General features: G+C 65.1%; 25 protein-coding genes. 14 read left to right on the forward strand and 11 right to left on the reverse strand.

From position 1 onward, the window contains the following. Window positions 1-282: 282 nt before the first annotated feature. The 3 genes from pgeF to lgt are packed head-to-tail and all read right to left on the reverse strand — an operon-like array spanning window position 283 to window position 3031. The gene (pgeF, locus tag Q0094_RS08805) at window positions 283-1044 is read right to left on the reverse strand and encodes a peptidoglycan editing factor PgeF (protein WP_297618254.1); all 762 of its coding nucleotides are present in this window, start codon (window positions 1042-1044) and stop codon (window positions 283-285) included. Continuing rightward, a complete protein-coding gene (locus tag Q0094_RS08810; protein WP_297617943.1) occupies window positions 1041-2123 on the reverse strand; it encodes an SAM-dependent methyltransferase in 1083 nt (360 codons plus the stop codon). Before Q0094_RS08810 ends, pgeF begins: the two co-directional genes overlap by 4 nt. Next, window positions 2120-3031, reverse strand: coding sequence for a prolipoprotein diacylglyceryl transferase (gene lgt / locus Q0094_RS08815; protein WP_297617946.1), 912 nt, complete (start codon window positions 3029-3031; stop codon window positions 2120-2122). Before lgt ends, Q0094_RS08810 begins: the two co-directional genes overlap by 4 nt. A gap of 114 nt (window positions 3032-3145) precedes the next feature. On the opposite strand from lgt, the gene Q0094_RS08820 reads away from it, so the two are divergent. From Q0094_RS08820 to Q0094_RS08840, 5 genes are all read left to right on the forward strand, one after another. Continuing rightward, on the forward strand, window positions 3146-3388 hold the full coding sequence (locus Q0094_RS08820) for an accessory factor UbiK family protein (RefSeq protein ID WP_297617949.1): 243 nt from the start codon (window positions 3146-3148) through the stop codon (window positions 3386-3388). Between the two features lie 473 nt (window positions 3389-3861). Beyond that, window positions 3862-4365, forward strand: a complete 504-nt coding sequence (locus Q0094_RS08825; protein ID WP_297617952.1) for a YbjN domain-containing protein — start codon at window positions 3862-3864, stop codon at window positions 4363-4365. A 29-nt stretch (window positions 4366-4394) separates the two neighbouring features. Beyond that, window positions 4395-5207: a pyrroline-5-carboxylate reductase gene (gene proC, locus Q0094_RS08830; protein WP_297617962.1), complete on the forward strand. Its 813-nt coding sequence runs from the start codon at window positions 4395-4397 to the stop codon at window positions 5205-5207. After that, the gene (locus Q0094_RS08835) at window positions 5204-5545 is read left to right on the forward strand and encodes a tRNA-binding protein (protein WP_297617965.1); all 342 of its coding nucleotides are present in this window, start codon (window positions 5204-5206) and stop codon (window positions 5543-5545) included. Before proC ends, Q0094_RS08835 begins: the two co-directional genes overlap by 4 nt. Then, on the forward strand, window positions 5542-6489 hold the full coding sequence (locus Q0094_RS08840) for a D-glycerate dehydrogenase (RefSeq protein WP_297618257.1): 948 nt from the start codon (window positions 5542-5544) through the stop codon (window positions 6487-6489). Before Q0094_RS08835 ends, Q0094_RS08840 begins: the two co-directional genes overlap by 4 nt. A gap of 83 nt (window positions 6490-6572) precedes the next feature. Here the strand turns inward: Q0094_RS08840 and Q0094_RS08845 are convergent, their stop codons facing one another. Continuing rightward, window positions 6573-7163 (reverse strand): thymidine kinase, encoded by a 591-nt coding sequence (locus Q0094_RS08845; RefSeq protein WP_297617968.1) that lies wholly within the window; start codon window positions 7161-7163, stop codon window positions 6573-6575. Between the two features lie 111 nt (window positions 7164-7274). On the opposite strand from Q0094_RS08845, the gene Q0094_RS08850 reads away from it, so the two are divergent. Continuing rightward, window positions 7275-8564 carry a lipoprotein-releasing ABC transporter permease subunit gene (locus tag Q0094_RS08850; protein ID WP_297617971.1) on the forward strand — a complete coding sequence of 430 codons (1290 nt, stop codon included), beginning with the start codon at window positions 7275-7277 and terminating at the stop codon, window positions 8562-8564. Next, window positions 8557-9240, forward strand: coding sequence for an ABC transporter ATP-binding protein (locus Q0094_RS08855; protein ID WP_297617973.1), 684 nt, complete (start codon window positions 8557-8559; stop codon window positions 9238-9240). The genes Q0094_RS08850 and Q0094_RS08855 overlap by 8 nt, the downstream gene beginning before the upstream one ends. Before the next feature lie 28 nt (window positions 9241-9268). On the opposite strand, the gene Q0094_RS08860 is transcribed toward Q0094_RS08855, so the two are convergent. Together Q0094_RS08860 and Q0094_RS08865 are read right to left on the reverse strand one after the other, a co-directional pair. After that, window positions 9269-10243: an alpha/beta hydrolase gene (locus Q0094_RS08860; RefSeq protein WP_297617974.1), complete on the reverse strand. Its 975-nt coding sequence runs from the start codon at window positions 10241-10243 to the stop codon at window positions 9269-9271. Next, window positions 10243-10533 carry an SCP2 sterol-binding domain-containing protein gene (locus Q0094_RS08865; RefSeq protein ID WP_297617976.1) on the reverse strand — a complete coding sequence of 97 codons (291 nt, stop codon included), beginning with the start codon at window positions 10531-10533 and terminating at the stop codon, window positions 10243-10245. The genes Q0094_RS08860 and Q0094_RS08865 overlap by 1 nt, the downstream gene beginning before the upstream one ends. Window positions 10534-10617: 84 nt before the next feature. Between Q0094_RS08865 and Q0094_RS08870 the strand changes: the two genes are divergently transcribed. The 6 genes from Q0094_RS08870 to Q0094_RS08895 all read left to right on the forward strand — a co-directional run bounded on the left by Q0094_RS08870 (window position 10618) and on the right by Q0094_RS08895 (window position 16648). After that, a complete protein-coding gene (locus Q0094_RS08870) occupies window positions 10618-11190 on the forward strand; it encodes a tetratricopeptide repeat protein (RefSeq protein ID WP_297617978.1) in 573 nt (190 codons plus the stop codon). Window positions 11191-11229: 39 nt separating this feature from the next. Beyond that, complete coding sequence (locus Q0094_RS08875) at window positions 11230-14166, forward strand: helicase-related protein (RefSeq protein WP_297617981.1); 2937 nt, start codon at window positions 11230-11232, stop codon at window positions 14164-14166. A gap of 23 nt (window positions 14167-14189) precedes the next feature. Beyond that, window positions 14190-14540 carry an RNA-binding S4 domain-containing protein gene (locus Q0094_RS08880; protein ID WP_297617983.1) on the forward strand — a complete coding sequence of 117 codons (351 nt, stop codon included), beginning with the start codon at window positions 14190-14192 and terminating at the stop codon, window positions 14538-14540. A 140-nt stretch (window positions 14541-14680) separates the two neighbouring features. After that, entirely contained in the window at window positions 14681-15016 is a 336-nt protein-coding gene (fdxA, locus tag Q0094_RS08885) for a ferredoxin FdxA (protein ID WP_297617986.1), read from the forward strand. A 274-nt stretch (window positions 15017-15290) separates the two neighbouring features. Further along, complete coding sequence (locus Q0094_RS08890; RefSeq protein WP_297617989.1) at window positions 15291-15803, forward strand: CarD family transcriptional regulator; 513 nt, start codon at window positions 15291-15293, stop codon at window positions 15801-15803. Between the two features lie 161 nt (window positions 15804-15964). Further along, the gene (locus Q0094_RS08895) at window positions 15965-16648 is read left to right on the forward strand and encodes a D-lyxose/D-mannose family sugar isomerase (RefSeq protein WP_297617992.1); all 684 of its coding nucleotides are present in this window, start codon (window positions 15965-15967) and stop codon (window positions 16646-16648) included. Between the two features lie 73 nt (window positions 16649-16721). On the opposite strand, the gene purD is transcribed toward Q0094_RS08895, so the two are convergent. Then, window positions 16722-17984, reverse strand: a complete 1263-nt coding sequence (purD, locus tag Q0094_RS08900) for a phosphoribosylamine--glycine ligase (protein WP_297617995.1) — start codon at window positions 17982-17984, stop codon at window positions 16722-16724. Between the two features lie 80 nt (window positions 17985-18064). Here purD and xseA point away from each other — a divergent pair, with 80 nt between their 5' ends. Next, window positions 18065-19630: an exodeoxyribonuclease VII large subunit gene (gene xseA, locus Q0094_RS08905; RefSeq protein WP_297617998.1), complete on the forward strand. Its 1566-nt coding sequence runs from the start codon at window positions 18065-18067 to the stop codon at window positions 19628-19630. A 57-nt stretch (window positions 19631-19687) separates the two neighbouring features. Here the strand turns inward: xseA and Q0094_RS08910 are convergent, their stop codons facing one another. From Q0094_RS08910 to Q0094_RS08925, 4 genes are all read right to left on the reverse strand, one after another. Further along, window positions 19688-20911: an aminotransferase class I/II-fold pyridoxal phosphate-dependent enzyme gene (locus Q0094_RS08910; protein ID WP_297618020.1), complete on the reverse strand. Its 1224-nt coding sequence runs from the start codon at window positions 20909-20911 to the stop codon at window positions 19688-19690. A gap of 180 nt (window positions 20912-21091) precedes the next feature. After that, window positions 21092-22393: an FAD-binding oxidoreductase gene (locus Q0094_RS08915; protein WP_297618021.1), complete on the reverse strand. Its 1302-nt coding sequence runs from the start codon at window positions 22391-22393 to the stop codon at window positions 21092-21094. Then, on the reverse strand, window positions 22390-23760 hold the full coding sequence (locus Q0094_RS08920) for a glutamine synthetase family protein (RefSeq protein ID WP_297618026.1): 1371 nt from the start codon (window positions 23758-23760) through the stop codon (window positions 22390-22392). The genes Q0094_RS08915 and Q0094_RS08920 overlap by 4 nt, the downstream gene beginning before the upstream one ends. Beyond that, on the reverse strand, window positions 23757-24497 hold the full coding sequence (locus tag Q0094_RS08925; RefSeq protein ID WP_366940254.1) for a type 1 glutamine amidotransferase: 741 nt from the start codon (window positions 24495-24497) through the stop codon (window positions 23757-23759). The genes Q0094_RS08920 and Q0094_RS08925 overlap by 4 nt, the downstream gene beginning before the upstream one ends. Window positions 24498-24517 lie beyond the last annotated feature (20 nt).

A 24517-nucleotide genomic window follows, 5' to 3' on the forward strand; every position in this document is an offset into this window, starting at 1 on the left:
GACGCTCCCGGGGTTGGTCCGGGGCATTTCGATCCCGTCGGTCTTGGCGTTTGCCTGACCCCTTTGGTGTCAGCGCCGGAAATCATCTGGCCCGGTCTTGCCTGTCGCCGTGCAGGTGTGACCACCAGCACCGCGCAGACAGGGTTGATCGCCAAGTGTTGCAACCGATAACGCAAAAGCCTTAGCGCGCGGTAAATCCCAAGGGCGCTTGTGCGCCGCAAGGCGGACCCCGGGCGCAGCCGGGGTGGCACCTGTATGAAAAGCAGGCTGATCTTGCGGCTGCTACAGACGGATGACCGAGATCAGCCGCCCGTAATCGGCTTCGGCCCTGTGGGTGGCGCGGCGGTAGGAATAGAATCGCTGCGCATCGCTGTAGGTGCAGTGGTGCGTCCATTCCGCCGATCCGATGCCGGTCCCGCGCAGCCGCATCAACCCATAGCCCGGCAGATCGAACAGATAGCGCCCATCGGCCCCGTTGATGAAGAACCGCGCACTTGCCGGGTCTTCGTCAAGAAAGCGTTCGAGAAATTCCTGTCCGACCTCATAGGCGCGCTGGCTGATGGTGGGGCCGATGACGGCGTTGATCCGGTCGCGCCGGGCGCCTGCGGCCTGCATCGCGTCGATGGTGGCTTCCAGCACCCCGTCGAGCGCACCGCGCCATCCGGCATGGGCCGCGCCGATCACCCCCGCCGCGCGGTCGGCAAACAGGACCGGCTGGCAATCGGCGGTCAGAACGGCGATGGCCAGCCCCGGTGTGGTCGTGACGATGGCATCGGCGCGCGGCCGATCCTCGGGCCGCTGTGACAGCGTCACGGCGGTCGCGGAATGGACCTGATGCACCGTCACCAGCCGTTCGGCGCTGACCCCCATCGCTTCGGCCACCCGGTCGCGGTTCATCGCCACGATCGCGGCCTGATCGGATGAGCCGCCGCCGCAGTTCAGACCTTCGAAGATCCCCGAGGATGCCCCCCCGCGCCGCCCGAAAAAGCCGTGCGTCACGCCGTCGAGCAGCGGCGAGGTCACGATGTCGAGGGTCGGGGTCATGGGCATGTCGGGCCGGGATCAAGGGCAGGGGGCGGCGGGCCAGCGGGTGGTGTCAGGGCCAGCACACGGAATAGGTGGCCCATCTCATCGGGGTGCGTCAACCGCTTGTGGGCAGCGATATGCAGATCAAGGGCCGCGCCGCTCAGCGATCGGGCCAGAGTTTGCGCCCGCGCGGTGATGCCCAGACGTTCCAGAAACACGCCTTGCGGGGTCAGCGCGCTGGCGCGTGCGGGCCGTGCCGCGCGGGCAAGCGGCCCAAAGGCCACATGTGCCGTCAGATCGGCCTGACCCGGCATGGCCAAGGGATCGACGGGCTGATGGGCGCGCAGCGCCTGAAACGTATCGCCAAGGCTGTCCCAATCGCCGTAATCCACGATCAGTGCCGCGCCGCCATGGGCCGCGATGCGCGCGCCGATGTCACCGGCGATGGCTTCGGCCGGGGCGCAGGTTTCCACGATCTGGCCCGGGGTCAAATGGGCTGCACGATCGGCAAGCGCCGCGATGGGGGCAGGGGGCGCCAAGCCCCAGATCAATCGATCGTTTTCCACGCCGATCATGCGTTCGCACCAATCGGCCCCGTCGGCTTTCCGGAACTGCCGGATCGGCAGGGCGTCAAAAAACTCGTTGGCAACCAAGAACAGCGGCCCCTCGGGAAGATCGGCAAGGCTGTCGTGGAACAGGGGCGCATGATCGGCCAGGGCGCGCGCCTGTGCCGCGCGCAGCGGTGCCGAGGCTTCGATCAGATGCAGCCGGGCGGCGGCGTGAAAGCCCGCCACCTTGCGCGTGGCGCGCAGCGCATCGGCCATCAGGCTGCCCCGTCCCGGCCCCAGTTCGGCCAGCACAAAGGGGGTGGGTGTGCCTTGATCGATCCAGACCTGTGCCAGCCAGAGCCCGATCAATTCCCCGAACATCTGGCTGATTTCCGGCGCGGTGATGAAATCGCCCGCGCGGCCCAGGGGATCGCGCGTGGTGTAATAGCCGTGAACAGGGTGCAGCAGCGATTCGGCCATGTAATCGGCCAGCGTGATCGGCCCCAGCCGCGCGATCCGCGCGATCAGCCCATCCCTCAGCGCCGTCATCGCGCCCGCCGTGCGTGCCACACCAGCCACAGCCCCAGCACGATCATGGGAAGCGACAGGATTTGCCCCATCGTCAGCCCCATCTGTGGCGACAGCACCAGCGCAAAGCCCACCGGATTGTCGGGTGTCACGAATTGCGCGTCAGGCTGGCGGACGAATTCCACCCCAAAGCGCGCAACCCCATAGAGCGTGAAAAACATGCCCGTCAGCGCGCCGGGTGTCTTGAGCCATCCCGCCCGCCATGCCAGCCCCAACAGCACCGCCCCCATCACCAGGCCTTCAAGCCCCGCCTGATAAAGCTGCGACGGGTGGCGCGCGCACATCTGCCCCAGTTCGGTCATCACGATGCCCACCGGGCCTGTGCAATCCTGTGCGGCCGCACCCGGAAAGATCACTGCCCAGGGCACATCCGACGGGCGCCCCCACAGTTCTGCATTGATGAAATTGGACAGCCGCCCAAGGCCAAGCCCGATGGCCACCACCATCGACATGGCATCCGCCACCGCCAGCGGCGCCACCGTGTTGGTCCGGCAAAACAGCCAGCCCGCCACCGCCACCCCGATCAGCCCGCCATGAAACGACATGCCGCCCTGCCAGATGGCCAGGATCTCGCCCGGGTTTTGCAGGTAATAGCCCGGCTGATAGAACAGCACAAAGCCCAGCCGCCCGCCAAGGATCACCCCCAGAACAACGGCGGTCAAAAGCCCTTCGACCTGTGCGGGCTGCATGGGGGCCGTGCCGTCGGGCCAAAGTGCCGGACGCTTCACCGCCTGCAAGATCAGCCACCACCCCGCCAGCAGCCCCGCGATATAGGCCAGTGCATACCAGCGCAACGCCAGCGTGACGCCGCCGATGGTGATCGAAAACAGATCGGGCGAGATATCGGGAAAGGGAATGGCGAAGGGCATCGGAACCGTCTTTCATGGGTCTGGCCATGGGTGGGCGGGGGCTGCGGCGAAGTCAACCTTGATCCGGCTGGCGTGCAGCGCCATATCGACCTTATCAGCCAAGGAGCACGCAGCATGCAGACCCGCAACAAGATCATGGAAGACATCAGCCAGCTGATGACCAACGCCATGGGTGTGGCTCAAGGCGCCAAGCAAGAGGCCGAGACGGCGATGAAATCGATGATGGATCGCTGGCTGGCCGACCGCGATTTCGTCACCCGCGAAGAATTCGACGCGGTCCGCGCCATGGCCCAGAAGGCCCGCGAAGAGAACGAAGCGCTCAAGGCCCGCATTGCGGCCCTGGAGGCCAAGGGCTGATCTTGCGCCTTTGGGGCGCGTCATCAGACGCACCGTTCGCCCGGCCTATCCTGAGAAGCACCCAACGGCACGGCCCACACTGTGCCACCCAGATCGCAGACCCCGCCCTTGCCAGTGGCGTGGCGGATGTGATGTTGCCGACAGCGCCCTTGAGCGCCCTTGCCACACGCCGCCTTCACGTCGGTTGATGTGCATGCCCCGCCACGCCACAAGCGGCACCCAACGACGCGCCCGACCCGATGCGGGTGCAAACAGCCCCCATCCCACATAATCTTGTGGATACCTCCGTCTTTCGTGGGGGCGCTCTCTGCGTCACAAAAATATTGCTTTACACAAGGGCGCAAGAATCGCACCATATCTGGTAGGCGCAGGCGCTTTGCCCGCACCTGATTGTAAAGACACCCAGCCAATAGCGGGCGTCTTGGACCCGAGGCCCAAGGCCCGAACGGCTGCAAAAACACGAGGCCTGGGCAATGTCGCATTCCGAGCAATATCTCGACATCGATGATCTGCATCCCATCGACATCGTGGAGACGCTGGCATCCCATCACGATTGGGATTTCGACCGCGTGACCGACGACCAGATCGCCATGGCGATCGAGGGACAATGGCGCACCTATTCGGTGACGCTGGCTTGGTCGGCCTATGACGAAACGCTGCGGATGATCTGCACCTTCGAGATGGAACCGCCCGCCGAGATGCTGCCCAATCTGTATGAAACGCTCAATCTGGCCAATGATCGCTGCTGGGCGGGGGCGTTCACCTATTGGCCGGCGCAAAAGCTGATGGCCTATCGCTATGGTCTGGTGCTGTCGGGTGAACAACTGGCCACCCCCGACCAGATCGCCTGCATGGTGGATACCGCCGTGCTGGCGGCCGAACGCTATTACCCGGCGTTTCAGCTGGCCTGCTGGGGCAATCGCAGCCCTGCCGATGCCTTGCAGGTCGCCATTGCACAGAGCTACGGCCGCGCCTAACCTCCGCCCCCGGAGCCAAGGGGGTGGACATGGATTTCAGCGGGATATCGCGCCGCGGGCTGGTGATGCTGGGCTGCGGCAAGATGGGGTCGGCCATGCTTCAGGGCTGGCTCAATGGCGGTCTGGCGGCATCGGCGGTCCATGTGATCGACCCCCAGCCCTCGGGCTGGCTGCAAGCGCAAGGGGTTTGGATCAACGCAGCCCTGCCCGATGCGCCTGCGGTCTTGGTGATCGCGGTCAAGCCGCAGATGATGCAGGCCGCCCTGCCGCATGTGGCACGCTTTGGTGGCGGCCGGACGTTGATCTTGTCGGTCGCGGCCGGCACGCCGATCTCTGCCTATGAGGCGGCCTTTGGCCCGGGCAGCCGCGTGATCCGGTCCATGCCCAACACGCCCGCCGCCATCGGCAAGGGGATCACCGCGATCATCGGCAACGCCATCGCCACGCCGGCCGATCTGGACATGGCCGAAGGCCTCTTGTCGGCCATCGGACAGGTGGTGCGCCTGACCGACGAGGATCAGATCGACGCCGTCACGGGCCTGTCGGGATCGGGGCCCGCCTATGTCTTTCACATGATCGACGCCCTTGCCGCCGCCGGGCAGGCCGAGGGGCTGCCGCCCGAAATGGCGATGCAACTGGCCAAGGCGACCGTAGCAGGCGCGGGTGCCCTGGCTGAACAGGCTTTGGAAACCCCTGAGCAATTGCGCATCAATGTGACCTCGCCCAATGGCACGACACAGGCCGGGCTTGGGGTGCTGATGGATGCGACCGCGGGGCTCATGCCCTTGATGCGCGCCACCGTCGGCGCCGCGACCGCCCGCAGCCGCGCGTTGAAGGGATGAGCAGCATGATCAGCTTTGACGATTTCGCGCGCGTCGACATTCGTGTGGGCACCGTCACCCATGCCGAAGCCTTTCCCGAGGCGCGCAAGCCCGCCATCAAGCTTTGGGTCGATTACGGCCCCGAGATCGGCATCAAGAAAAGCTCGGCCCAGATCACCGCCCATTACACCCCCGAGGCGCTGGTGGGCCGTCAGGTTCTGGGGGTGGTGAATTTCCCACCCCGCCAGATCGGCCCCTTCATGTCCGAGGCACTGGTGCTGGGCCTGCATGATACGGGGGGCAAGATCGTGCTGATCGCCCCGGACCAGCCTGTGCCCAACGGAGAAAAGATGTGCTGAAACTGCTTGTATCCCGCCGCCTGCCCGAGAGCGTGATGATGGCCGCCGCCGATCACTTTGATGTGACCTGCCGCCCGGTGACGACGCCGATGGATCACGCCGAATGCGTGGCAGCCTTGCGCGATTTCGACATCATCTTGCCGACCTTGGGTGATGCCTTTCGCGCCCCGGCCTTTGCCGAGGTCTCTCGGCCCCGCGCGCGGCTGCTTGCCAATTTCGGGGTGGGCTACAACCACATCGACGTGGCGGCCGCCCGCACCGCCGGGGTGGCCGTGACCAACACGCCCGGTGCCGTGACCGATGCCACCGCCGATATCGCGCTGACACTGATCTTGATGACCGCCCGCCGCGCGGGCGCGGGCGAACGGATGCTGCGCGCAGGCCAATGGGCGGGCTGGCACCCGACCCAGATGCTGGGCATGCATGTGTCAGGGCGCACGGTCTGCATCATCGGCATGGGCCGTATCGGTCAGGCCATCGCAAGGCGCTGTCATTTCGGCTTTGGCTGCAAGATCGTCTACGCCAACCGTTCGCCCAAGGCGGTCGATTTCCCCGCACGACAGATGGATATGCCGGCGGCACTGGCCGCCGCCGATATCGTCGTTCTCGCCACACCGGGCGGGGCCGCGACCCATCACCTGATGGGCGCGCCCGAATTCGCGGCGATGCAGCCCCATGCGATCTTCGTCAATATCAGCCGCGGTGATGTGGTGGATGAAACCGCGCTTGTTGCCGCCCTTCAGGCAGGCAAGATCGCGGGCGCGGGCCTTGATGTCTACGAATTCGAACCAAAGGTGCCGCAGGCGTTCATCGACATGGAAAACGTCACGCTTCTGCCGCATCTGGGCACCGCCGCGCTCGACGTGCGGGAGGATATGGGGCGCATGGCGCTGGACAACTGCATCGCTCTTGCCCAGGGGCGCGCCCTGCCCAATCCGGTCTGATCGCCCCTCTTTGTTTCTGAAGTACTCTGCGACCCGGGGGGCAAAGCCCCCCGGCGGGTCGCGGCCCGCAGGCGGCGAAACCCTCAGCCGGGGGGCTTCTCGCCGGTTGCCTCGCGGAAATGCCTGCGGCACAGGCTGACATAGCGGTCATTGCCGCCCACCTCGATCTGGGCGCCCTCGGTCAGGGCGTTTCCGTCGGCATCGATGCGGATCACCATCGTGGCCTTGCGCCCGCAATGACAGATCGTGCGCACCTCGCGCATCTCGTCGGCCAGCGCCAGCAGCGCGGCAGAGCCGGGGAACAGCTCGCCCCGGAAATCGACGCGCAGCCCGTAGCACATCACCGGCACGCCCAGATCATCGACCGCGCGCGCCAGTTGCCAGACCTGCGCGCGCGTCAGCCATTGCGCCTCGTCGATCAGCACACAGGCGCATGGGCCCATGGCAAGCCGGTCCTCGATCTTTTCGAACAGGTCGCAAGACTGGCTGTAGGTATCGGCCTCGGCCTCGATCCCGATGCGGCTTCCGATCCGGCCCCGGCCCGCGCGATCATCGAAATTCGCGGTCATCAGATAGGTCTGCATGCCCCGTTCGATGTAGTTGTAGGATGCCTGAAGCAGCAGGGTCGATTTCCCCGCATTCATGGTCGAGTAGTGGAAATAGAGCTTGGCCATGGGTTGCTTGTGCCTCAGGCGAGGGGATCGGGCAAGATGGGGGCGGCGGTGGCCTGCGCTTGACAGGGGCGGCAAACTGGCCACCTTGCCCGCAAGATCAAGGAGAGCCACGTGTCCCGCAACCCGCCGCCCTTTTCCCGGTTCGAATTTCTGATCGCGTGGCGCTATTTGCGCGCGCGCCGGGCCGAAGGCGGGGTCAGCACCATGACCATCATCAGCTTTCTGGGCATCACGCTGGCGGTGGCCGCCCTGATTGCGACCTTGGCGGTACGCTCGGGGTTTCGCCATGAATTCGTCGGCACGATCTTGGGCGCGAATGCGCATATCAGTGTCTATGACCGGGCGGAATTCGATGCTGCGGGTCGCGCGGATCGCCGGTTCGAAGATTATGGCGCCGCCGCTCTGGCCATTGCCGCATTGCCCGGCGTGGATCATGCGGCCGCGGTCATTCGCGGTCAGGTGATGGCCAGCCACGAGGGGCGCAATGCCGGGGTCGAAGTGATCGGGATCACGGCGGCGGATCTGGGCCGCGTGCCTTTGGTCGCCGCCCCCGAACGCGCGCTGGGCGATCTGGCGGGTTTCGGCACGGGCGAAGGGATCGCCATCGGCATGGGGGTGGCGCGCGAACTGGGCGTGCAGATCGGCGACAGGCTGCGGCTGATTTCGCCCGATGGTGCGCGCACCCCCTTTGGCACCAGCCCGCGGGTTTCGGCCCATGAGGTGGTCTATATCTTTCAGGTTGGTCGCTGGGATATCGACCGGGTGCGCGTCTACATGCCCTTTGAGCAAGCACAGCTTTATTTCAACCGCGACGGCGTCGCCGATGAGATCGAGGTGTTTCTCGACGACCCCGAAGCGGTCGATCAGATGGTGCTGCCGGTGATCATGGCTGGGGGCGATGTGTCGGTCTGGACATGGCGCGACAGCTCGGGGGCGTTCTTGCAGGCGCTGCAAATGGAGGACAACATCATGTTCATCATCCTGTCCATCCTGGTGTTGATCGCCACCATGAACATCGTGTCCGGCCTGATCATGCTGGTGAAGAACAAATCGCGCGACATCGGCATCTTGCGCACCATGGGCCTGTCCGAGGGGTCGGTCTTGCGGGTGTTCTTCTTGTGCGGATCCTCGATCGGGGTGGCGGGCACGCTGGCCGGTGTGGCCTTGGGCTGTGGCTTTGCGATCTGGATCGACCCGATTTTCAGCGCGGTCAACTGGATCGCGGGGGGCGGGGTCTGGGACCCGTCGGTGCGGTTGATATCCGCGCTGCCCGCGCGGCTGGAATGGGGCGATGTGGGATCAGCGGTGGCGCTGGCGCTGGGCTTGTCGTTTGTCGTGACCATTTTTCCGGCGCGGCGCGCGGCGCGGATGAACCCGGTCGAGGCGCTGCGCCATGACTGAGGCGGTGTTGCGGCTGTCGGGGGTCGAAAAGGGCTACAAGATCGGCCGCCCCGGCGAGGTGCGCGTGTTGCGCGGGGCCTGTGTCAGCATTGCAGCGGGCGAGGTGGTGGGGCTTGTCGCGCCGTCGGGCGCGGGAAAATCCACGCTGCTGCATATCGCGGGGCTGCTCGACACGCCTGATGCGGGACAGGTCGAGATTTGCGGTCAGGATCTGACGCGCGCCGCAGACAGCGCGCGCACGGCCGTCCGGCGGGGGCTGGTGGGGTTTGTCTATCAGTTTCATCATCTCTTGCCGGAATTCAGCGCGGCCGAAAACATCGTGCTGCCGCAACTGGCCAATGGCGTGAGCATGGCGGCGGCCTCGGCGCGGGCGGATGATCTTCTGGCGGCGGTGGGCCTGTCGGCGCGCAAGGCGCACAGACCGGCGGAATTGTCAGGCGGTGAACAGCAGCGCGTCGCCTTTTGCCGGGCGCTGGCCAACAGCCCGCGGCTTTTGCTGGCCGATGAGCCGACCGGAAACCTTGATCCCGACACATCCGACAGGGTGTTTGACACGCTGATGGGCTTGGTGCGCGACACGGGCATGGCCGCGCTGATCGCCACGCACAACCCGCTGCTGGCCGCGCGCATGGATCGGCGCGTCCGGCTCGAAAACGGGGTTCTGGTGCCTGCCTGAGGGCCGGCCCCCTGACGGACCGGCGTCCTCAGGTCACGACGACAGGCTCGGGGGGATATGCCCCGAAATGCGACAAGATTGCCGCAAGCACCTGTTGGCGGCGTTCGGGCGCCTCAAGCAACAGTTCATGTTCCGCGCCCTCGATGGTGCGCAGCCCGCCACCCGGCCATGCCGCCATGCGGCGTTCGATCGCCGCATTGACCACGATCTTTTCGCGGCTGGCCATCAGCGCCAGCGCCGGAACATCCGGGGCGGGGCGGTCGAGCAGCGCGGCGGTTTCGCGCAAGGCCGCGCGCAGCCACATGTTCGACGGCCCCCCCAACCGCAGTTCGCGATAGCGGGCCAGCTGGCGCGCCATGTAGTCGAATTGCGCGCGGTCGGTGGTCAGGGGGTTGTCGTCGAATTCCATCACCTTGTAGGGGCCGGTCGTGGCGGCAAAGGCCTTGCCCATGCCCATCGGCACGGCCAGTGTCAGAAGCGGGCCGCTGATCGCCCTGAGCGCGGGGTGCATCGCGATGCCCCACATCGGCGCGGAAAAGGCCGCCGCCTGCACCGGCAAGCCGTCATGAAGCGCGCGCAACCCGATGGCGCCCCCCATCGAATGGCCGATCAGGAACCACGGCTTTGGCGCGCCCAAACCTTCGAGCGCCGCGCGAAAGGCTGCGACATCGGCGCGGTAGTCATCGAAGCTGGTGACATGGCCCATGTCGGCGCGATGGGCCGGGCGGTCGGCCAGCCCCTGACCGCGCCAGTCGAAGGCCGCCATGCCATAGCCCGCAGCGGCCAGATCATCGGCCAGTCGGCCATATTTCTCGCAATATTCGGTGCGCCCGGGAAAAAGCAGGATCGTTGCCTTGGCCCCGCCCGGCCACAGCGCCATCCGAAGCCTTGTGCCATCGGCGGCCTGCACCCAAAAAGCGCGCGCATCCGCGGGCCCTTCTGCCACATCGTGGAAAAAGGGCGCGGGCTCAAGCAGGCTGGTCCGGGCGCTGCCCTTGGCCATCATCCCAGCGCCGAGCCAAGCCGCATGGCGGTGCCCATATCGCCCTCGAGCTTGAGTTTGCCCGACATGAAGGCCATCGCCGGGTTCACATTGCCCGCGAGGATGCCCTGAAAGGTATCGGCGCTGGCGGTCATGGTGACATCGGCCTCTTCGCCATCATCGGCTGCGCGCACGCCGCCGCCATCCACGATCAAGGCCCCCGCACCTTCGATCACGAATTTGGCCGATCCGTCGAACCCATCCGCCAGTTTCGCCGACAGCGCGGCAACCGCTTCATCGATCATGCTCATCTGTTTGGTCCCTTTCCGTTTCATCTGTGTCGCTCGCGCGGGATTGATATGGAATGGCTGCGCGAACATGCTACGTGATGCAGCATGCGGTCGATTGCGCGCCTTCACAATATTGCCCTTGCGGCAGCGCTTTGTGCGCTGTCGCTTCTGGCCTGTCCGAATGTGGCGCAAGCGCAGGTGCCGACCACGGCGGATGCGCTTCTGGATCGGCTTGCCACGCCTGATTTGCGCAATTGGGACGTGGTCGAGGATGAAATCATGATGGTCTGGTCGCGCTCGGGGTCGGCGGCGGGGGATTACCTGCTGGAACGCGGGCGCGCGGCCTTGGCCGATGGCGATCTGCAAGCGGCCCATGATCACTTGACCGCCTTGACCGATCACGTCCCCGATTTTGCCGAAGGCTGGAACGCGCGCGCGACGTTGTTTTTCGAACTGGATCGCTATGGACCCGCCATCGCCGATATCCAGCGGGTGCTGGCGCTGGAGCCACGCCATTTCGGGGCGCTGACCGGCCTTGGCTTCATTTTCGAAGAGATGGGCGATCTGGATGGCGCACTGGCTGCCTTTCGGGCGGCACAGGCTATACATCCCCACCGCGAGGAAATAAACGCATCCGTGGCGCGGGTTTCCCGCGCGCTGGAGGGTGCGGCGCTCTGACGCCCATCCGCCGCCGGGACAGCCACAGGGGCGCAACGCATGGATGCCAGCTTGACGGGCAAGGGCCGCATCGTGGCCGTTCTGGGCCCGACCAACACCGGCAAGACGCATTACGCCATCGAGCGGATGCTGGCCCATCGCACGGGCATCATCGGCCTGCCGCTGCGCTTGCTTGCGCGCGAGGTCTATGACCGCATCGTCGGCTTGCGCGGCCCGTCGGTGGTGGCCCTCGTCACGGGCGAAGAACGCATCGTGCCCGAACGCACGCAATACTGGGTCTGCACGGTCGAGGCGATGCCGGTGGGGCTTGGCGCCGATTTCGTGGCGATCGATGAAATCCAGCTTTGCGCCGATCCCGAACGCGGCCATGTGTTTACCGACCGGCTGCTGCATGCGCGCGGGCATCACGAAACGCTGTTTCTGGGCGCGGCCACCATGCGCGGCGCGATTGCTGCATTGGTACCACGCGCGCAATTCGTCGGGCGGGAACGGTTTTCTCAGCTGATCTACACCGGATCGAAAAAGGTCAGCCGCATGCCGCCGCGCAGTGCGATCGTCGGATTCTCGGTCGAGAATGTCTATGCCATGGCCGAGCTGTTGCGCCGTCAAAAGGGGGGCGCAGCGGTGGTGATGGGCGCGCTTTCCCCCCGCACGCGCAATGCACAGGTCGAGATGTATCAAAATGGCGATGTGGACCTGTTGGTGGCCACCGATGCCATCGGCATGGGGCTGAACCTTGATATCCGGCATGTCGCCTTTTCGGGGCTGCGCAAGTTCGACGGGCGGCGCATGCGCGACCTGTTGCCCAATGAGCTGGCGCAGATCGCGGGCCGCGCCGGGCGCTACACGCAAGACGGCAGCTTCGGCGTCACCGGCGAGGCGCCACCTTTGGACGACGAGCTTGCGCAAGCCATCCAAGATCACCGCTTTGCCCCTGTGCGCAAGCTGCATTGGCGCAATTCCGCGCTGGAATTCGGATCGGTCGAGCGGCTGATCGCCTCGCTCGAGGCGCCGGCCGAGGATGATTGGCTGACCCGCGCGCGCGAGGCGGATGACCTCATGGCGCTGAAAACCATCGTGCAGCGCGACGACATGCGCGCACGTCTGGGCACGGCGCGCGAGGTGCGCTTGCTGTGGGATGTGTGCCGCATTCCGGATTTTCGGGGCATCAGCCATGCCGAACATGCGGAATTGCTGGGACGAATCTATGATTTCCTGCATGATCTGGGCCGGGTGCCCGACGATTGGCTGGCCCGACAGGTCAAGCGGATCGATCGCGTCGAAGGCGATATCGACGCCTTGTCAAAGCGGCTCGCCTATATCCGCACCTGGACCTATGTGGCACAGCGTGATGGATGGGTGGACGATGTTGCCCATTGGCGCGGCGCCACCCGTGCCGTAGAAGACCGCCTGTCGGATGCGCTGCACGGCGCGTTGACGCAACGATTTGTCGATCGGCGGACGAGCGTGCTGCTCCGCCGGTTGAAGCAGAAGGAGAGCCTTGTGGCTGATGTGAACGACAAGGGTGAGGTAACGGTCGAGGGGCAGGTCCTGGGCCGGATCGAGGGCTTCCGCTTCCGTCAGGACCAGACCGCCGGACCCGATGAGGCCAAAACGCTGCGCCAGGCGGCGATAGCGGCCTTGCGCCCCGAGTTTCATCTGCGCGCCGACCGCTTTTACAACGCGCCCGATACCGAGTTTGACCTGACCGAACAGGGCGGGCTGATGTGGGGCGATCAGGCGATCGGCAAGCTGGTCCGCGGCGAAGAGGCGCTCAAGCCCGTGGCCGACGCCTTTGTCGACGACGAAGCCGGGCCAGAGGTGATGCAAAAGGTGCAGCGCCGCCTGCAACATTTCATCGACCGCCGCATCGCCGCCCAGTTCGAGCCGCTTCTGGCGCTTTCGCGCGATGAGGCGATCACCGGTCTGGCGCGTGGCGTGGCATTCCGCATGCTGGAAAGCTTCGGCATCGTGGCGCGCGCCGAGATCGGCGATGACATCAAATCGCTCGACCAGGATGCCCGTGGCATGCTGCGAAAGCATGGTGTGCGCTTTGGTCAGTTCACGATCTTCTTGCCGCTGTTGCTCAAGCCCGCGCCGACCCGGTTGCGGCTTGTGCTCTGGGGGCTGTGGCAGGGGCTGGACATGTTCCCCGAAAGCCCGCCGCCGGGTTTGGTGACCATCCCGCACGACACCCGCCAGCCGCAGGGCTATTACACCATGTCGGGCTACCGCCCGGCGGCCGCGCGCGCGATCCGCATCGACATGCTGGAACGGTTGGCCGATATGCTGCGCAGCAAGGACACGCGCGCAGGTTTTGAGGCGACGGCGGATATGCTGTCGATCACGGGGCTGACGCTGGAACAATTCGCCGAACTGATGGGCGGCTTGGGTTACCGTGCCGAACGCGGCGAACGGCCCAAGATCAGGGCCACGGCCACGGCCGCCGCAAGCGACACCCCCGATCCCGTGCCGACCGAGATCCCGGTCGAGCCGCCGGTGGAAACCCCGATGCCCACCCCGGTCGAGACCCCGACCGAGGCCCCCGTCGAAGTCCCGGTGCAACAGCCCGACGAAGCCCCGCAAGAGACCCCCACCGAAGTGCCGGGCGAGATCCCGGGCGAACAGGCCGCCACGGCTGTCGAAAGCGAAGTGTTTTACACCTTTACCTGGGCACCGCGGCGTCCGGCTGGCGCCGGTCGCGGTCCCCGCAAGAGCGATGCCGCCAAGCCCTCTGACGAAGGCCGCAAGCCGCGCGACGTGCAAGCCAAACCGCGCGAGGATAGCGGCAAACCCCGTTTCGACAGGGGTGAAAAACCCCGTGGCAAGGGTGGCAAACCCCCGCGCGGCAAGGGCGAAAAACCCCCGCGCGACGACGCGACCAAGACCTTTACCGCCCGGCCCGAACAGCGCGACCGGATTGACCCCGACAATCCCTTTGCTCAGGCCTTGGCCGGCCTCAAGGTCAAGCCCTGACAGGCCCCCGCCCCACCGAACGTTTGGACAAGTGGCTGTGGCAGGCGCGGTTTTTCAAGTCGCGCAGCCTTGCCACCAAATTGGTCGCTGACGGGCAGGTGCGGGTGAATGGCCAGCGGGTGAGCAAGCCCGCCACGCCTGTTGGCGCCGGCGATGTGCTGACATTCGCCCAAGGCGCCCGGGTGCGCGTGATCGCGGTTGTTGCGCTGGCCATCCGTCGTGGTCCCGCCCCCGAAGCACAGGCGCTCTATGAGGATCTGACGCCGCCGCCCGAACCGGGCATGCCCGAACCCACGCGGATCGGGCCACGCCCGACCAAGCGGGACCGCCGCGCAATTGATGCCCTGCAAGCCGAGGACGACCCTGACGGCTAAGATCAGCGCGCCGCAAGAAATCGCTTGAAAGGTGTAAACTCAAGTTTACACTCTGCCGCAGGCTGTGCAGCGTGCCCACCCTTGCAAAGGCGATTTCGCTGGCGTAGCAGACCAGACAGACAACCAGATGAGGATGTTCGATGACCTATGTCGTGACGGAAAATTGCATCGCCTGCAAATACACCGATTGCGTGGAGGTCTGCCCCGTGGATTGTTTCTACGAGGGCGCGAACATGCTGGTGATCCACCCCGATGAGTGCATCGATTGCGGTGTGTGCGAACCCGAATGCCCCGCCGACGCGATCCGCCCCGACACCGAACCAGACATGGAGCGCTGGGTGGAATTCAACCGCAAATATTCCGAGCTGTGGCCGGTCATCATCACCCGCAAGGATCCACTGCCCGACGCCGAGGCGATGGACGGCAAGGCGGGCAAGATGGATTTGCTGTCGCAAGCCCCCGGTGCGGGCGGTTGATACCCCGATTCGCGCCAGTCTTGGGGCTCAATGGCCCGATTGCATTGCCATAATTCCTGTATTTTCAGGGTTTATTCAGCCTTGCTGCGCGCTTCGCTGGAAATGTGGCCTGTGACGTGCTATGTTTCCATGCAGCAAGACGTGTCTATCCATAACCCATCGCAGGTCCGCAAACCTGTTCTGCCTTCCTCACGCATCACGACTGTCTATGGAAAGCCTCGGGTTTCCTAGGGCGTGTTGTCGCGTGATGCCGGAGGCGCAAAAGGAAACAAGAATGACGAAGGTCCGCAAGTCGCAAGAGTTCAGCCCCAATGATTTCGTCGTCTACCCCGCCCATGGGGTGGGCAAGATCGTGTCGATCGAGGAACAGGAAATCGCTGGTCTGCGGCTCGAATTGTTCGTGATTTCCTTTGCAAAGGACAAGATGACCCTGCGCGTGCCCACCGCCAAGGCGGCCGAGGTCGGCATGCGGTCCCTGTCTTCGCCCGATATCGTGTCCAAGGCGATGGATACCCTCAAGGGCAAGGCCCGCGTCAAGCGCGCCATGTGGTCGCGCCGCGCGCAGGAATACGAGCAAAAGATCAATTCGGGCGATCTGATCTCGATCGCCGAGGTGGTGCGCGATCTGCATCGCGCCGATGATCAGCGCGAACAATCCTATTCCGAACGTCAGCTCTACGAGGCAGCGCTTGAGCGGCTGACCCGCGAACTGGCCGCTGTCAAAGGCGTCGATGAGGCTGGCGCACAAAAGCAGGTGGATGCGGTCCTGACCGCCCGCGCCGCCTAAGCCGCAGCACCCGGTTTTCCTGAAACCCGCCGCATCCGAATGCGGCGGGTTTTTTCGTGTCACACGGGCATGGGTTCCTGTCTTGACGCTTGCGCGCAGGGGCTTGAGTTTCGACCGCCAAGGGCGCAGATCTGTCGCGCATCGGCACAGGGACACACGACATGAAGCGATCCACCATCAACGCCATCATGGCCGAGGCGGATGAATTCATCCGCTCGTTCGGTTTCGTCTTGCCGCCCTTTGCCTATTGGACCCCCGATCAGATGCGCGCCAACCGTGGCATCGCGCGGGCCATGATCGACGGGCGCATGGGCTGGGACATCACCGATTACGGGCAGGGCCGCTTTGACGAGATGGGCCTGTTCCTGTTCACGCTGCGCAATGGCCGTCTGGCGGATCTCCAGCGCGGTGGGGGCATGTGCTACGCGGAAAAGCTGTTGATCTCCCGGCAAGATCAGCTTTCGCCCATGCATCGCCATTATCTCAAGGCCGAGGATATCATCAACCGCGGCGGCGCGACGCTTGCGGTGCAGCTGTTCGGATCGGCCCCCGATGGGTCCTTTGATGCGGCCATGGGCGGGCGCGTGATGTGCGACGGGATCGCGCGCGATTACGCCCCGGGCGAGGTGTTGATGCTGGCACCGGGCGAAAGCGTCACGCTGATGCCGTGCGATTGGCATGCGTTCTGGGGCGAAGGCGGCGATGTGCTGATCGGAGAGGTCTCGACCGTCAATGATGACGTGACCGACAACTGGTTCCGCGAACCGATCGGCCGCTTCGCCGCCATAGACGAGGATGTGCCGCCCCTGCATCTGCTGGTATCCGATTACGCAAGCTGGCTGTGAGGGGGGCGGAAAACCCGGGTTTTCCGCACGGGAAATCCCGGGATTTCCCCGCGCGTTTTCCTTTGGGAAAACGCTACAGCGCGCGCCAGCCGATGTCGCGCCGGTAGACCCCATCGGGCCAGTCAATGCCCTCCACCATCCCGTAGGCGCGCGCGCGCGCCTCGGCCAGGGTGGCGCCGCGCGCCGTCACATTCAGCACCCGCCCTCCATCGGCCCGGATCGTGCCACCCTCGGCCCTTGTGCCGGCGTGAAACACCATGTGGTGCGAATCCTCTGCCAACTGGTCCAGCCCTGCGATCACGCTGCCCTTGGCATAGGCTCCCGGATAGCCACGGGCCGCCATCACCACGGTCATGGCGTGATCATTGGCCCAGATGACCTGCATCTCGGCCAGCCGCCCCTCGGCGCAAGCCAGCATCAGATCCAGCGCCTGTCCCCCCAGCCGCATCATCAGAACCTGTGTTTCGGGATCGCCGAAGCGGGCGTTGTATTCCACCAGACGCGGCTGGCCGTTTTCGATCATCAGCCCGGCATAAAGAACCCCGCGATAGGGGATGCCACGCCGGGCCATCTCGGCCACCGTGGGCTTGACGATCCGCTCCAGTGCCAGTTCTGCGACAGTATCCGACAGGATCGGGGCAGGGGAATAGGCGCCCATGCCGCCCGTGTTGGGCCCTGTGTCGCCCTCACCGATGCGCTTGTGATCTTGCGCCGTGCCGATGGGCAGAACCGTTTGTCCATCGCTCAGCACAAAGAATGATGCCTCTTGCCCCGTCATGAAGTCTTCGATCACCACCTCGGCGCCGGCTGCGCCAAAGGCGCCGCCCAGAATGTCGTCGATGGCCGCGTGCGCCTGTTGGACCGTTTCGGCCACGACCACCCCCTTGCCGGCCGCCAACCCGTCGGCCTTGACCACGATCGGGGCGCCGTGTGCGGCGACATAGGCACGCGCGGCCTGTGCATCGCGAAACCGCGCCCAAGCGGCCGTGGGTGCCCCGCAGGCGTCACAGATTTCCTTGGTAAAGCCCTTGGAGGCCTCGAGCCGCGCGGCCTCGGCCGAGGGGCCGAACACAAGAATACCCGCCGCCGTCAGCGCATCCGAGACACCGGCAGCCAGCGGTGCCTCGGGGCCGATGATCACGAAATCGATCGATTCCTCGACCGCGAACCCCACCACCGCCTCGGGGTCTTCGATGTCGAGTGCCGCGCATTCCGCGATGGCGTCGATGCCGGCATTGCCGGGCGCCACGACCAGCCGGTCGCATTTGGGATTTTGCAGCACCGCCCATGCCAGCGCATGCTCGCGCCCGCCCGCACCGAGGATCAGGATGTTCAACTCCGCAGCTCCGCTTGCTATGGTGGGGCTGCAATAGCGGGCCTTTCGGGGCGACACAACCAGCGGGGCGCAGGTGCGGCATGGATGATCTGATCGAGGATGCGGGCCCGGGCCCCGGCAACGCGCCGGAATTCACCGTCTCGGAGATTTCCGGCGCCGTGAAGCGTGCGGTCGAAGGCGGGTTCTCTCATATCCGCGTGCGCGGTGAGGTGGGCCGCCTGTCGCTGCCACGCTCGGGCCATGTCTATCTCGACCTCAAGGATGACCGCAGTGTGCTGGCCGCCGTGATCTGGAAAGGCACGGCCCAACGCTTGCCCCACCCCCCCGAAGAAGGCATGGAGGTCATCGCCACGGGCCGCCTGACCACATTTCCGGGTCAATCGAAATACCAGATGGTGATCGAGGATCTGCGCCCTGCCGGTGCGGGCGCCCTGATGGCGATGCTTGAAAAGCGCCGCATGGCCTTGGCGGCCGAGGGGCTCTTTGACCCCTCCCGCAAGAAGCCGCTGCCCTTCCTGCCCGAGGTGATCGGTGTCGTCACCTCGCCCTCGGGGGCGGTGATCCGCGATATCTTGCACCGGCTGCGCGACCGCTTTCCGCGGAGTGTGCTGATCTGGCCCGTGGCTGTGCAGGGCATCCATTGCGCCCCCGAGGTTGCCCGCGCCATCCGGGGGTTCAATGCGCTGCCTGTCGATGGCCCGATCCCGCGCCCCGATCTGATCATCGTGGCGCGCGGCGGCGGCAGTCTGGAAGATCTCTGGGGCTTCAACGAGGACATCGTGGTGCGGGCCGCCGCCGAAAGCGCGATTGCGCTGATTTCGGCGGTGGGCCATGAAACCGACACCACACTGATCGACCATGCCGCGGATCACCGCGCGCCCACACCCACGGCGGCGGCCGAACGCGCGGTGCCGGTGCGGATGGACCTGCTGGCATGGCTCAGCACCCAGGAAGGCATCCTGACCCGCAGCATGTCGGGCGCGCTGGCCAACCGGCGCCAGCGCCTGTCGGATCTGGCCCGCGCCCTGCCACGTCCCGAGAGCCTGCTTGACGCGGCGCGCCAACGCCTTGATCTGGCGGCCGCCGGGCTGGCCCCCGCGCTGCGTCACCGCGGGTTTCTGGCGCGCGCGCGGATCGAAGGGGCCGCGGCGCGGCTTGCGCCCGCGCTGGACCGTGCACTTGGCAAAAAGCAATTGGCGCTGGGCCAGACGGCCGCGCGCCTCAACCCTGCCACCTTGCAGGCACAGACCCGTCAAGCCCGCACCGATCTTGCGCGGCTGATCCGCGGCCTTGACCCTGCCCGCAAAATCCGCCGCCTGACCGAGGCGCGCACCCGCTTGAATGATCTGTCGCGCCGTCTTGATCGCGCAGCCACGATGGGCGTTGCCGCCAAGCGCGACAAGCTGGCAGCCCTTGACCGGTTGCACGGCACGCTTGGGCCCGCTCAGACGCTGCAACGCGGCTATGCCGTGGTGCGCGCAGGCAGCGCGGTCATCACCCGCCAGTCAGATGCCGCCCAGCACAGCGCGCTCGAGATCGAATTCGCCGATGGGCGTCTGGCGGTCACCCCCTTGGGAGCCCCGGCAAAACCCGCGTCAAGAGCCACACCGCCAAAACCCGGCCCCGATCAGGGCCGGCTTTTCTAGGCGTCTGGGCATCTTTGCCTTGACGATATTCAGCGGCGCTCTGCGCAGGCGCCACCTTCAGGTGCCGTAGGCCCGCGCGCTCCCCATGACGTCCTCGGCCGCAGCGAGCAGCGCCGCGGCAATGAAATCCAGCTCGGGCCGGGTCAAGCGCACTGGCAGGCGGACATCGCAGGCGCGCATCAGCATGCTGCGGGTGCGCGGCAGATCCGGCTGGGCGCCCGGAATGAACTGCCAGTTCCAGAAGGCGCGCGCATTGTCGGTCGACAGGCCAAAGATCTGCACCTTGACCCCGCGCGCTTCGGCGGCCGCGCCAAAGGCCTTGGCGTCCGCGTCGCTTTCAAAGCCCACCAGATTGAACTGGATGGAATCGGGGGCGCGGTCTTCGGGTGCCAAGGGTTGCGGCACGTCCAACCATGGCGAGGTGTTCAGCCGCGCGGCGACATAATCATGGTTTGCCAGCCCATCCCGCACCCGGCGCGCCAGTTCGGGAAGCTGCGGGCGGATCACGGCGGCGCTCAGGTTTTGCAGCCGCATGTTGTAGAGCGGCAACCGATTTTGCCACCGCGCAAAAGCCAGGGCCAGCTCGGGGTCGTTCTGACCTTCGGGGGCCTTGTGCTTTTTCCAGTTCTGCTCATAGGCGCCCGACATGATGACCGTGCGCGCCGCCAGATCGGCGTCATCGGTGATCAAGATGCCGCCTTCGCCCGCATTGATCATCTTGTAGGACTGAAAGGAAAAGCAGCCCATCTTGCCAAGGGTGCCGATCTTGCGGCCATGCCACAGCGTGCCCAGCGAATGGGCCGCGTCCTCGATCACCGGAATGCCGCGCGCATCGCAAAGCGCCATGATCGCATCCATGTCGGATGTGTGACCGCGCATGTGGCTGATGATGACAGCCTCGATCCCGTCATCGATCTTGGCTTCGAAATCGGCCATGTCGATGCGGTAATTCTCGCCCACCTCGACCAGAACCGGCTGGCAAAAGGCATGCACCACGGCCGAGGGCACGGCGGCAAATGTAAAGGCGGGCAACAACACCCGGGCGCCGGGTGCCAGATCGAGCGCGCGCAGGCACAAAAAGATGGCGGCCGAACAAGATGACACGGCGAGGGCGTATTTCACCCCCATCAGATCGGCGAATTCCCGCTCCAACAATGCCACCGGTGCATCCGAAGGGGCGGTATAGCGGAACAGATCTCCCGATTGCAGCAGACGGTCGATCTCGGCGCGGGCGGCCTCGGGGATCGGCTCGGCGTCGTAAACATTGGGTGCCAGCGCCATGATTTCACCTTTTTGAAAACTACTCTTTGAGAAATCTTATCCTGTCGCGCGGATGAAATCCAGTGTGGCGTGGTGGCGTCATGAAAGCTTCACAGACCCATCGCGCGCAACGGCTCGTGAAAACGCGCGTTTTCACGTGCGAAAAACTCGAGTTTTTCGCGCCCCCCGGTTGGTCTTGGGTCACATTCCCAATCGGTCGCGCAACGCGTACCATGTCATGGCCAGCGTCAGGAGCGGTGCGCGCAACCCCGCCCCGCCCGGAAAGCGTGGCACGGGCAGCGCCGACAGCGTGGTCAATCCATTTTCCTGGCCCATGACGGCTTCGGCCATCACACGGCCCGCCATGCCGGAAAGGGCCACGCCATGGCCGGAAAATCCTGCCCCTGACAAGATATTGGGCGCAACCTGCGCGATATGGGGCAGGCGCGACATGGTGATTCCCAAGGCGCCGCCCCAGACATGGGTTACACCCACGCCTGACAATTGCGGAAACAGCCGCGCCATGCGGGCCACCAGCGCCGTCTTGATGTCGCGCGGATAGGCCATGGAATAGCTTTCGCGCCCCCCGAACAAAAAGCGGCGGTCGGCGCTGAAGCGGTAGTAATTCACCACGAATTTCGAATCCGACACCGCGATGTCCTGGGCCAGAACGTCTTGCCAGCGATCAGGCAGCGGTTCGGTCGCGGCGATGAAGGAGTTGATTGGCATCACCCGCGCCGTCACCTCGGGCAAGATATCGGGCAAATAGCCGTTTCCGGCGATGATGGCATGGCTTGCGGTGACCTGACCCGTGGGGGTGGTCAAGATGATGCGCGGTTGCCGTGTGACAGACAGAACCTCTGTCATCTCGTGGATCACCACGCCTGCCGCCTCGGCGGTGCGCGCCAACGCCCGGGCATAGGCCAGCGGATGCAGATGCCCGCCCGACGCATCAAAGCCTCCGCCGACATAAAGCGGCGATTTCACCAGTGCTGCAAATTCGGCGCGCGCCATCACCGTGATGGTCTGATCGTAATGGCGCGCCATGTGATCGGCCTCGTGGCGCAGATGGTTCAAGGCGCTGGTGCTGTATTCACCATGCGCGAGCCCGGGGCGAAACGCCGCCTCGGGGGCATGGGCGTCGCAAAACGCGCGCAGTTGGGCCTTGGCCTCTTGCGACAGCGCCCAGACGGCGCGCGCCCGGTCGCGGCCTAGCTGCTGTTCCAGCCAGCTTTGGGGTTTGTTGTAGCCCGATTGCACCTGTCCGCCATTGCGCCCGGAGGCGCCAAAGCCCACGCGATGGGCCTCGAGCACCACAACCCGTCGGCCCGCGCGCGCCAGCGTCAGCGCGGCCCAAAGCCCGGTGTAACCCGCCCCAAGGATCACCACATCGGCGCTGATGGCCCCGCGCAGCGGTGCGCGCGCACCCTCAGGCGGCAGGCTTGCGGCATACCAGCTTGGCGCGTGTTCCCCTTGCCTGTCGTTGCGGTAGAGCGGGTTCATACGTTCATCAAGAGATGTTCCCGTTCCCAAGGCGAGATCACCTGCAGGAATTCGTTATGTTCCAGCTCTTTGACGGCCGAATAGACGCGGCAGAATTCCGCGCCCAACGTGTTTTGAATGGTGGTGTTCGTCCGCAAGAGCCCCAGCGCATCGCCCAGGCCGCGCGGCACGCCGCTGCGCATCTGATAGGCGTCGCCCTGAAACGGGTCCGAGGGGTCGGTTTTCTCGATCAACCCCACCAGCCCACAGGCCAGCGAGGCGGCGATGCCCAGATAGGGGTTGCAATCCATCCCCGGCAGCCGGTTTTCCACCCGTCGTGCCGCGGGTTCGCTGACCGGAACGCGCAGGCCCGTGGTGCGGTTGTCGCGCCCCCATTCCAGATTGATGGGTGCCGAGAAATCGGGAACGTAGCGGCGGTAGCTGTTCACATAGGGGGCCAAAAGCGCGATCACGGCGGGCAAATTGCGCTGCATCCCGCCGATGAAATGCAGAAATTCCGGGGTTTCCGAGCCGTCAGGGTTGGAAAAGATGTTCTCGCCCGTCGTCAGGCTGACGACCGAGTGATGGATGTGCATCGCCGATCCCGGCTCGCCTTCGATCGGCTTGGCCATGAAAGTGGCGTAGCAATTGTGCCTGAGGGCTGCCTCGCGGATCATGCGTTTGAAAAAGAACATCTCATCGGCCAGCTTGACCGGATCGCCATGGGCAAGGTTCAATTCGATCTGGCCCGCGCCGCCCTCTTGCAAGATGCCGTCGATCTCGAGCCCCATGATTTCCGCGAAATCATAGATATCGTCGATGACCTTGCCGTATTCATCGACCGCCGACATGGAATAGGCCTGTCGCGCGGCGGCGCGCCGGCCCGAGCGGCCCATCGGCGGTTCGATCTCGCGGGCGGGGTCGGTGTTGGGGGCCACAAGATAGAATTCCATCTCGGGTGCCACGATGGGGGTCAGGCCCAGATCGTTGTAAAGCCCGACCACACGTTTCAAGACATTGCGCGGCGCATAGGGGACTGGCTTGCCCATTTGGTCGGCGATGTCATGGATCACCTGCAAGGTGGTGTCGGCCGTCCAGGGCGCGGGGGTTGTGGTCGTGAAATCCGGCGTCAAGATCATGTCGGGCTCGGTAAAGCCGTCTGCCACCTCATCGGCCCAGTCGCCGGTTATGGTCTGGAAAAAGATCGAATTGGGCAGATAGAAAAAAGGCTGTCGGGCGAATTTGCTGCCCGGCATTGCCTTGCCGCGCGCGATGCCCGCCAAATCGGCCACGATGCATTCCACCTCGTCGATGGCGCGACCTTCCAGATAGGCGCGCGCGACCTCGGGCAGTTTTTCGAGCAACTCGTTGACGGAATTTGAACTCATGCACGCACCTGTTGGGCAAAGGGAATACGGGTTGCGGGCGCGCCTTGCAAAACATCGGCAAGCCAGTCGCCCATCATGGCGCTGTCGACGGGTTGGGTCAGATCGGCGCGCGCCTTGGTCAGCATCTCGCCCGGCACCGTGGTGGGGCGGTTCTCGATCAGCGCTTCGATGACTGTGGGGGGAAACTCGGGGTGGGGTTGCACGGTCAAGATACGATCGCCATGCGCCAGCACCGCATTGCGCGTAAACGCGTTGTCGCCCAGCACCGTGGCCCCCGGCGGCAGGTCGACCACCTGATCTTGATGCCATGCAAACAGCGCCACCTCGCGCCCGCCGATGCGGTAGCGCCGGTGACCGGCTGACCAGCCGTCGGCGAATTTCTCGACCCGGCCACCCAGCGCCTGCGCGATGATCTGATGACCAAAGCAGATGCCCACCATCGGCTTTTCGGCATCGCGGATGGCGCGGATCAACGCTTCGAGCGGGGGGATCCACGGGTGATCTTCATAGGCGCCATGGCGCGACCCGGTGACCAGCCATGCATCCGCATCGCCGGGGTCTTGCGGAAACTCCATGTCGACCACCGAAAAGGTCCGCAAGGTGAAGCCGCGCGCGCTGAAAAGCCGGCCAAACAGATCGGTATAGGTGCCGTCGCGCTGGGCGACTTGATCGGGAACATGGCCGGTCTGAAGAATGCCGAGGATCATGACAAAGCTCGCGATAAGGGATGACGCCAAGCTATGCCTGCCTGTGACAA

Source organism: uncultured Roseicyclus sp., assembly GCF_937892565.1.
Classification (GTDB): Bacteria; Pseudomonadota; Alphaproteobacteria; order Rhodobacterales; family Rhodobacteraceae; genus Roseicyclus.

Bases quoted from the DNA above. Each gene is read 5' to 3' on its own strand.
- pgeF (WP_297618254.1), bottom strand. From the start codon at position 1,044: ATGACCCCGACCCTCGACATCGTGACCTCGCCGCTGCTCGACGGCGTG.
- Q0094_RS08810 (WP_297617943.1), bottom strand. From the start codon at position 2,123: ATGACGGCGCTGAGGGATGGGCTGATCGCGCGGATCGCGCGGCTGGGG.
- lgt (WP_297617946.1), bottom strand. From the start codon at position 3,031: ATGCCCTTCGCCATTCCCTTTCCCGATATCTCGCCCGATCTGTTTTCG.
- Q0094_RS08820 (WP_297617949.1), top strand. From the start codon at position 3,146: ATGCAGACCCGCAACAAGATCATGGAAGACATCAGCCAGCTGATGACC.
- Q0094_RS08825 (WP_297617952.1), top strand. From the start codon at position 3,862: ATGTCGCATTCCGAGCAATATCTCGACATCGATGATCTGCATCCCATC.
- proC (WP_297617962.1), top strand. From the start codon at position 4,395: ATGGATTTCAGCGGGATATCGCGCCGCGGGCTGGTGATGCTGGGCTGC.
- Q0094_RS08835 (WP_297617965.1), top strand. From the start codon at position 5,204: ATGAGCAGCATGATCAGCTTTGACGATTTCGCGCGCGTCGACATTCGT.
- Q0094_RS08845 (WP_297617968.1), bottom strand. From the start codon at position 7,163: ATGGCCAAGCTCTATTTCCACTACTCGACCATGAATGCGGGGAAATCG.
- Q0094_RS08855 (WP_297617973.1), top strand. From the start codon at position 8,557: ATGACTGAGGCGGTGTTGCGGCTGTCGGGGGTCGAAAAGGGCTACAAG.
- Q0094_RS08860 (WP_297617974.1), bottom strand. From the start codon at position 10,243: ATGGCCAAGGGCAGCGCCCGGACCAGCCTGCTTGAGCCCGCGCCCTTT.
- Q0094_RS08865 (WP_297617976.1), bottom strand. From the start codon at position 10,533: ATGAGCATGATCGATGAAGCGGTTGCCGCGCTGTCGGCGAAACTGGCG.
- Q0094_RS08870 (WP_297617978.1), top strand. From the start codon at position 10,618: ATGCGGTCGATTGCGCGCCTTCACAATATTGCCCTTGCGGCAGCGCTT.
- Q0094_RS08875 (WP_297617981.1), top strand. From the start codon at position 11,230: ATGGATGCCAGCTTGACGGGCAAGGGCCGCATCGTGGCCGTTCTGGGC.
- fdxA (WP_297617986.1), top strand. From the start codon at position 14,681: ATGACCTATGTCGTGACGGAAAATTGCATCGCCTGCAAATACACCGAT.
- Q0094_RS08890 (WP_297617989.1), top strand. From the start codon at position 15,291: ATGACGAAGGTCCGCAAGTCGCAAGAGTTCAGCCCCAATGATTTCGTC.
- Q0094_RS08895 (WP_297617992.1), top strand. From the start codon at position 15,965: ATGAAGCGATCCACCATCAACGCCATCATGGCCGAGGCGGATGAATTC.
- xseA (WP_297617998.1), top strand. From the start codon at position 18,065: ATGGATGATCTGATCGAGGATGCGGGCCCGGGCCCCGGCAACGCGCCG.
- Q0094_RS08910 (WP_297618020.1), bottom strand. From the start codon at position 20,911: ATGGCGCTGGCACCCAATGTTTACGACGCCGAGCCGATCCCCGAGGCC.
- Q0094_RS08915 (WP_297618021.1), bottom strand. From the start codon at position 22,393: ATGAACCCGCTCTACCGCAACGACAGGCAAGGGGAACACGCGCCAAGC.
- Q0094_RS08920 (WP_297618026.1), bottom strand. From the start codon at position 23,760: ATGAGTTCAAATTCCGTCAACGAGTTGCTCGAAAAACTGCCCGAGGTC.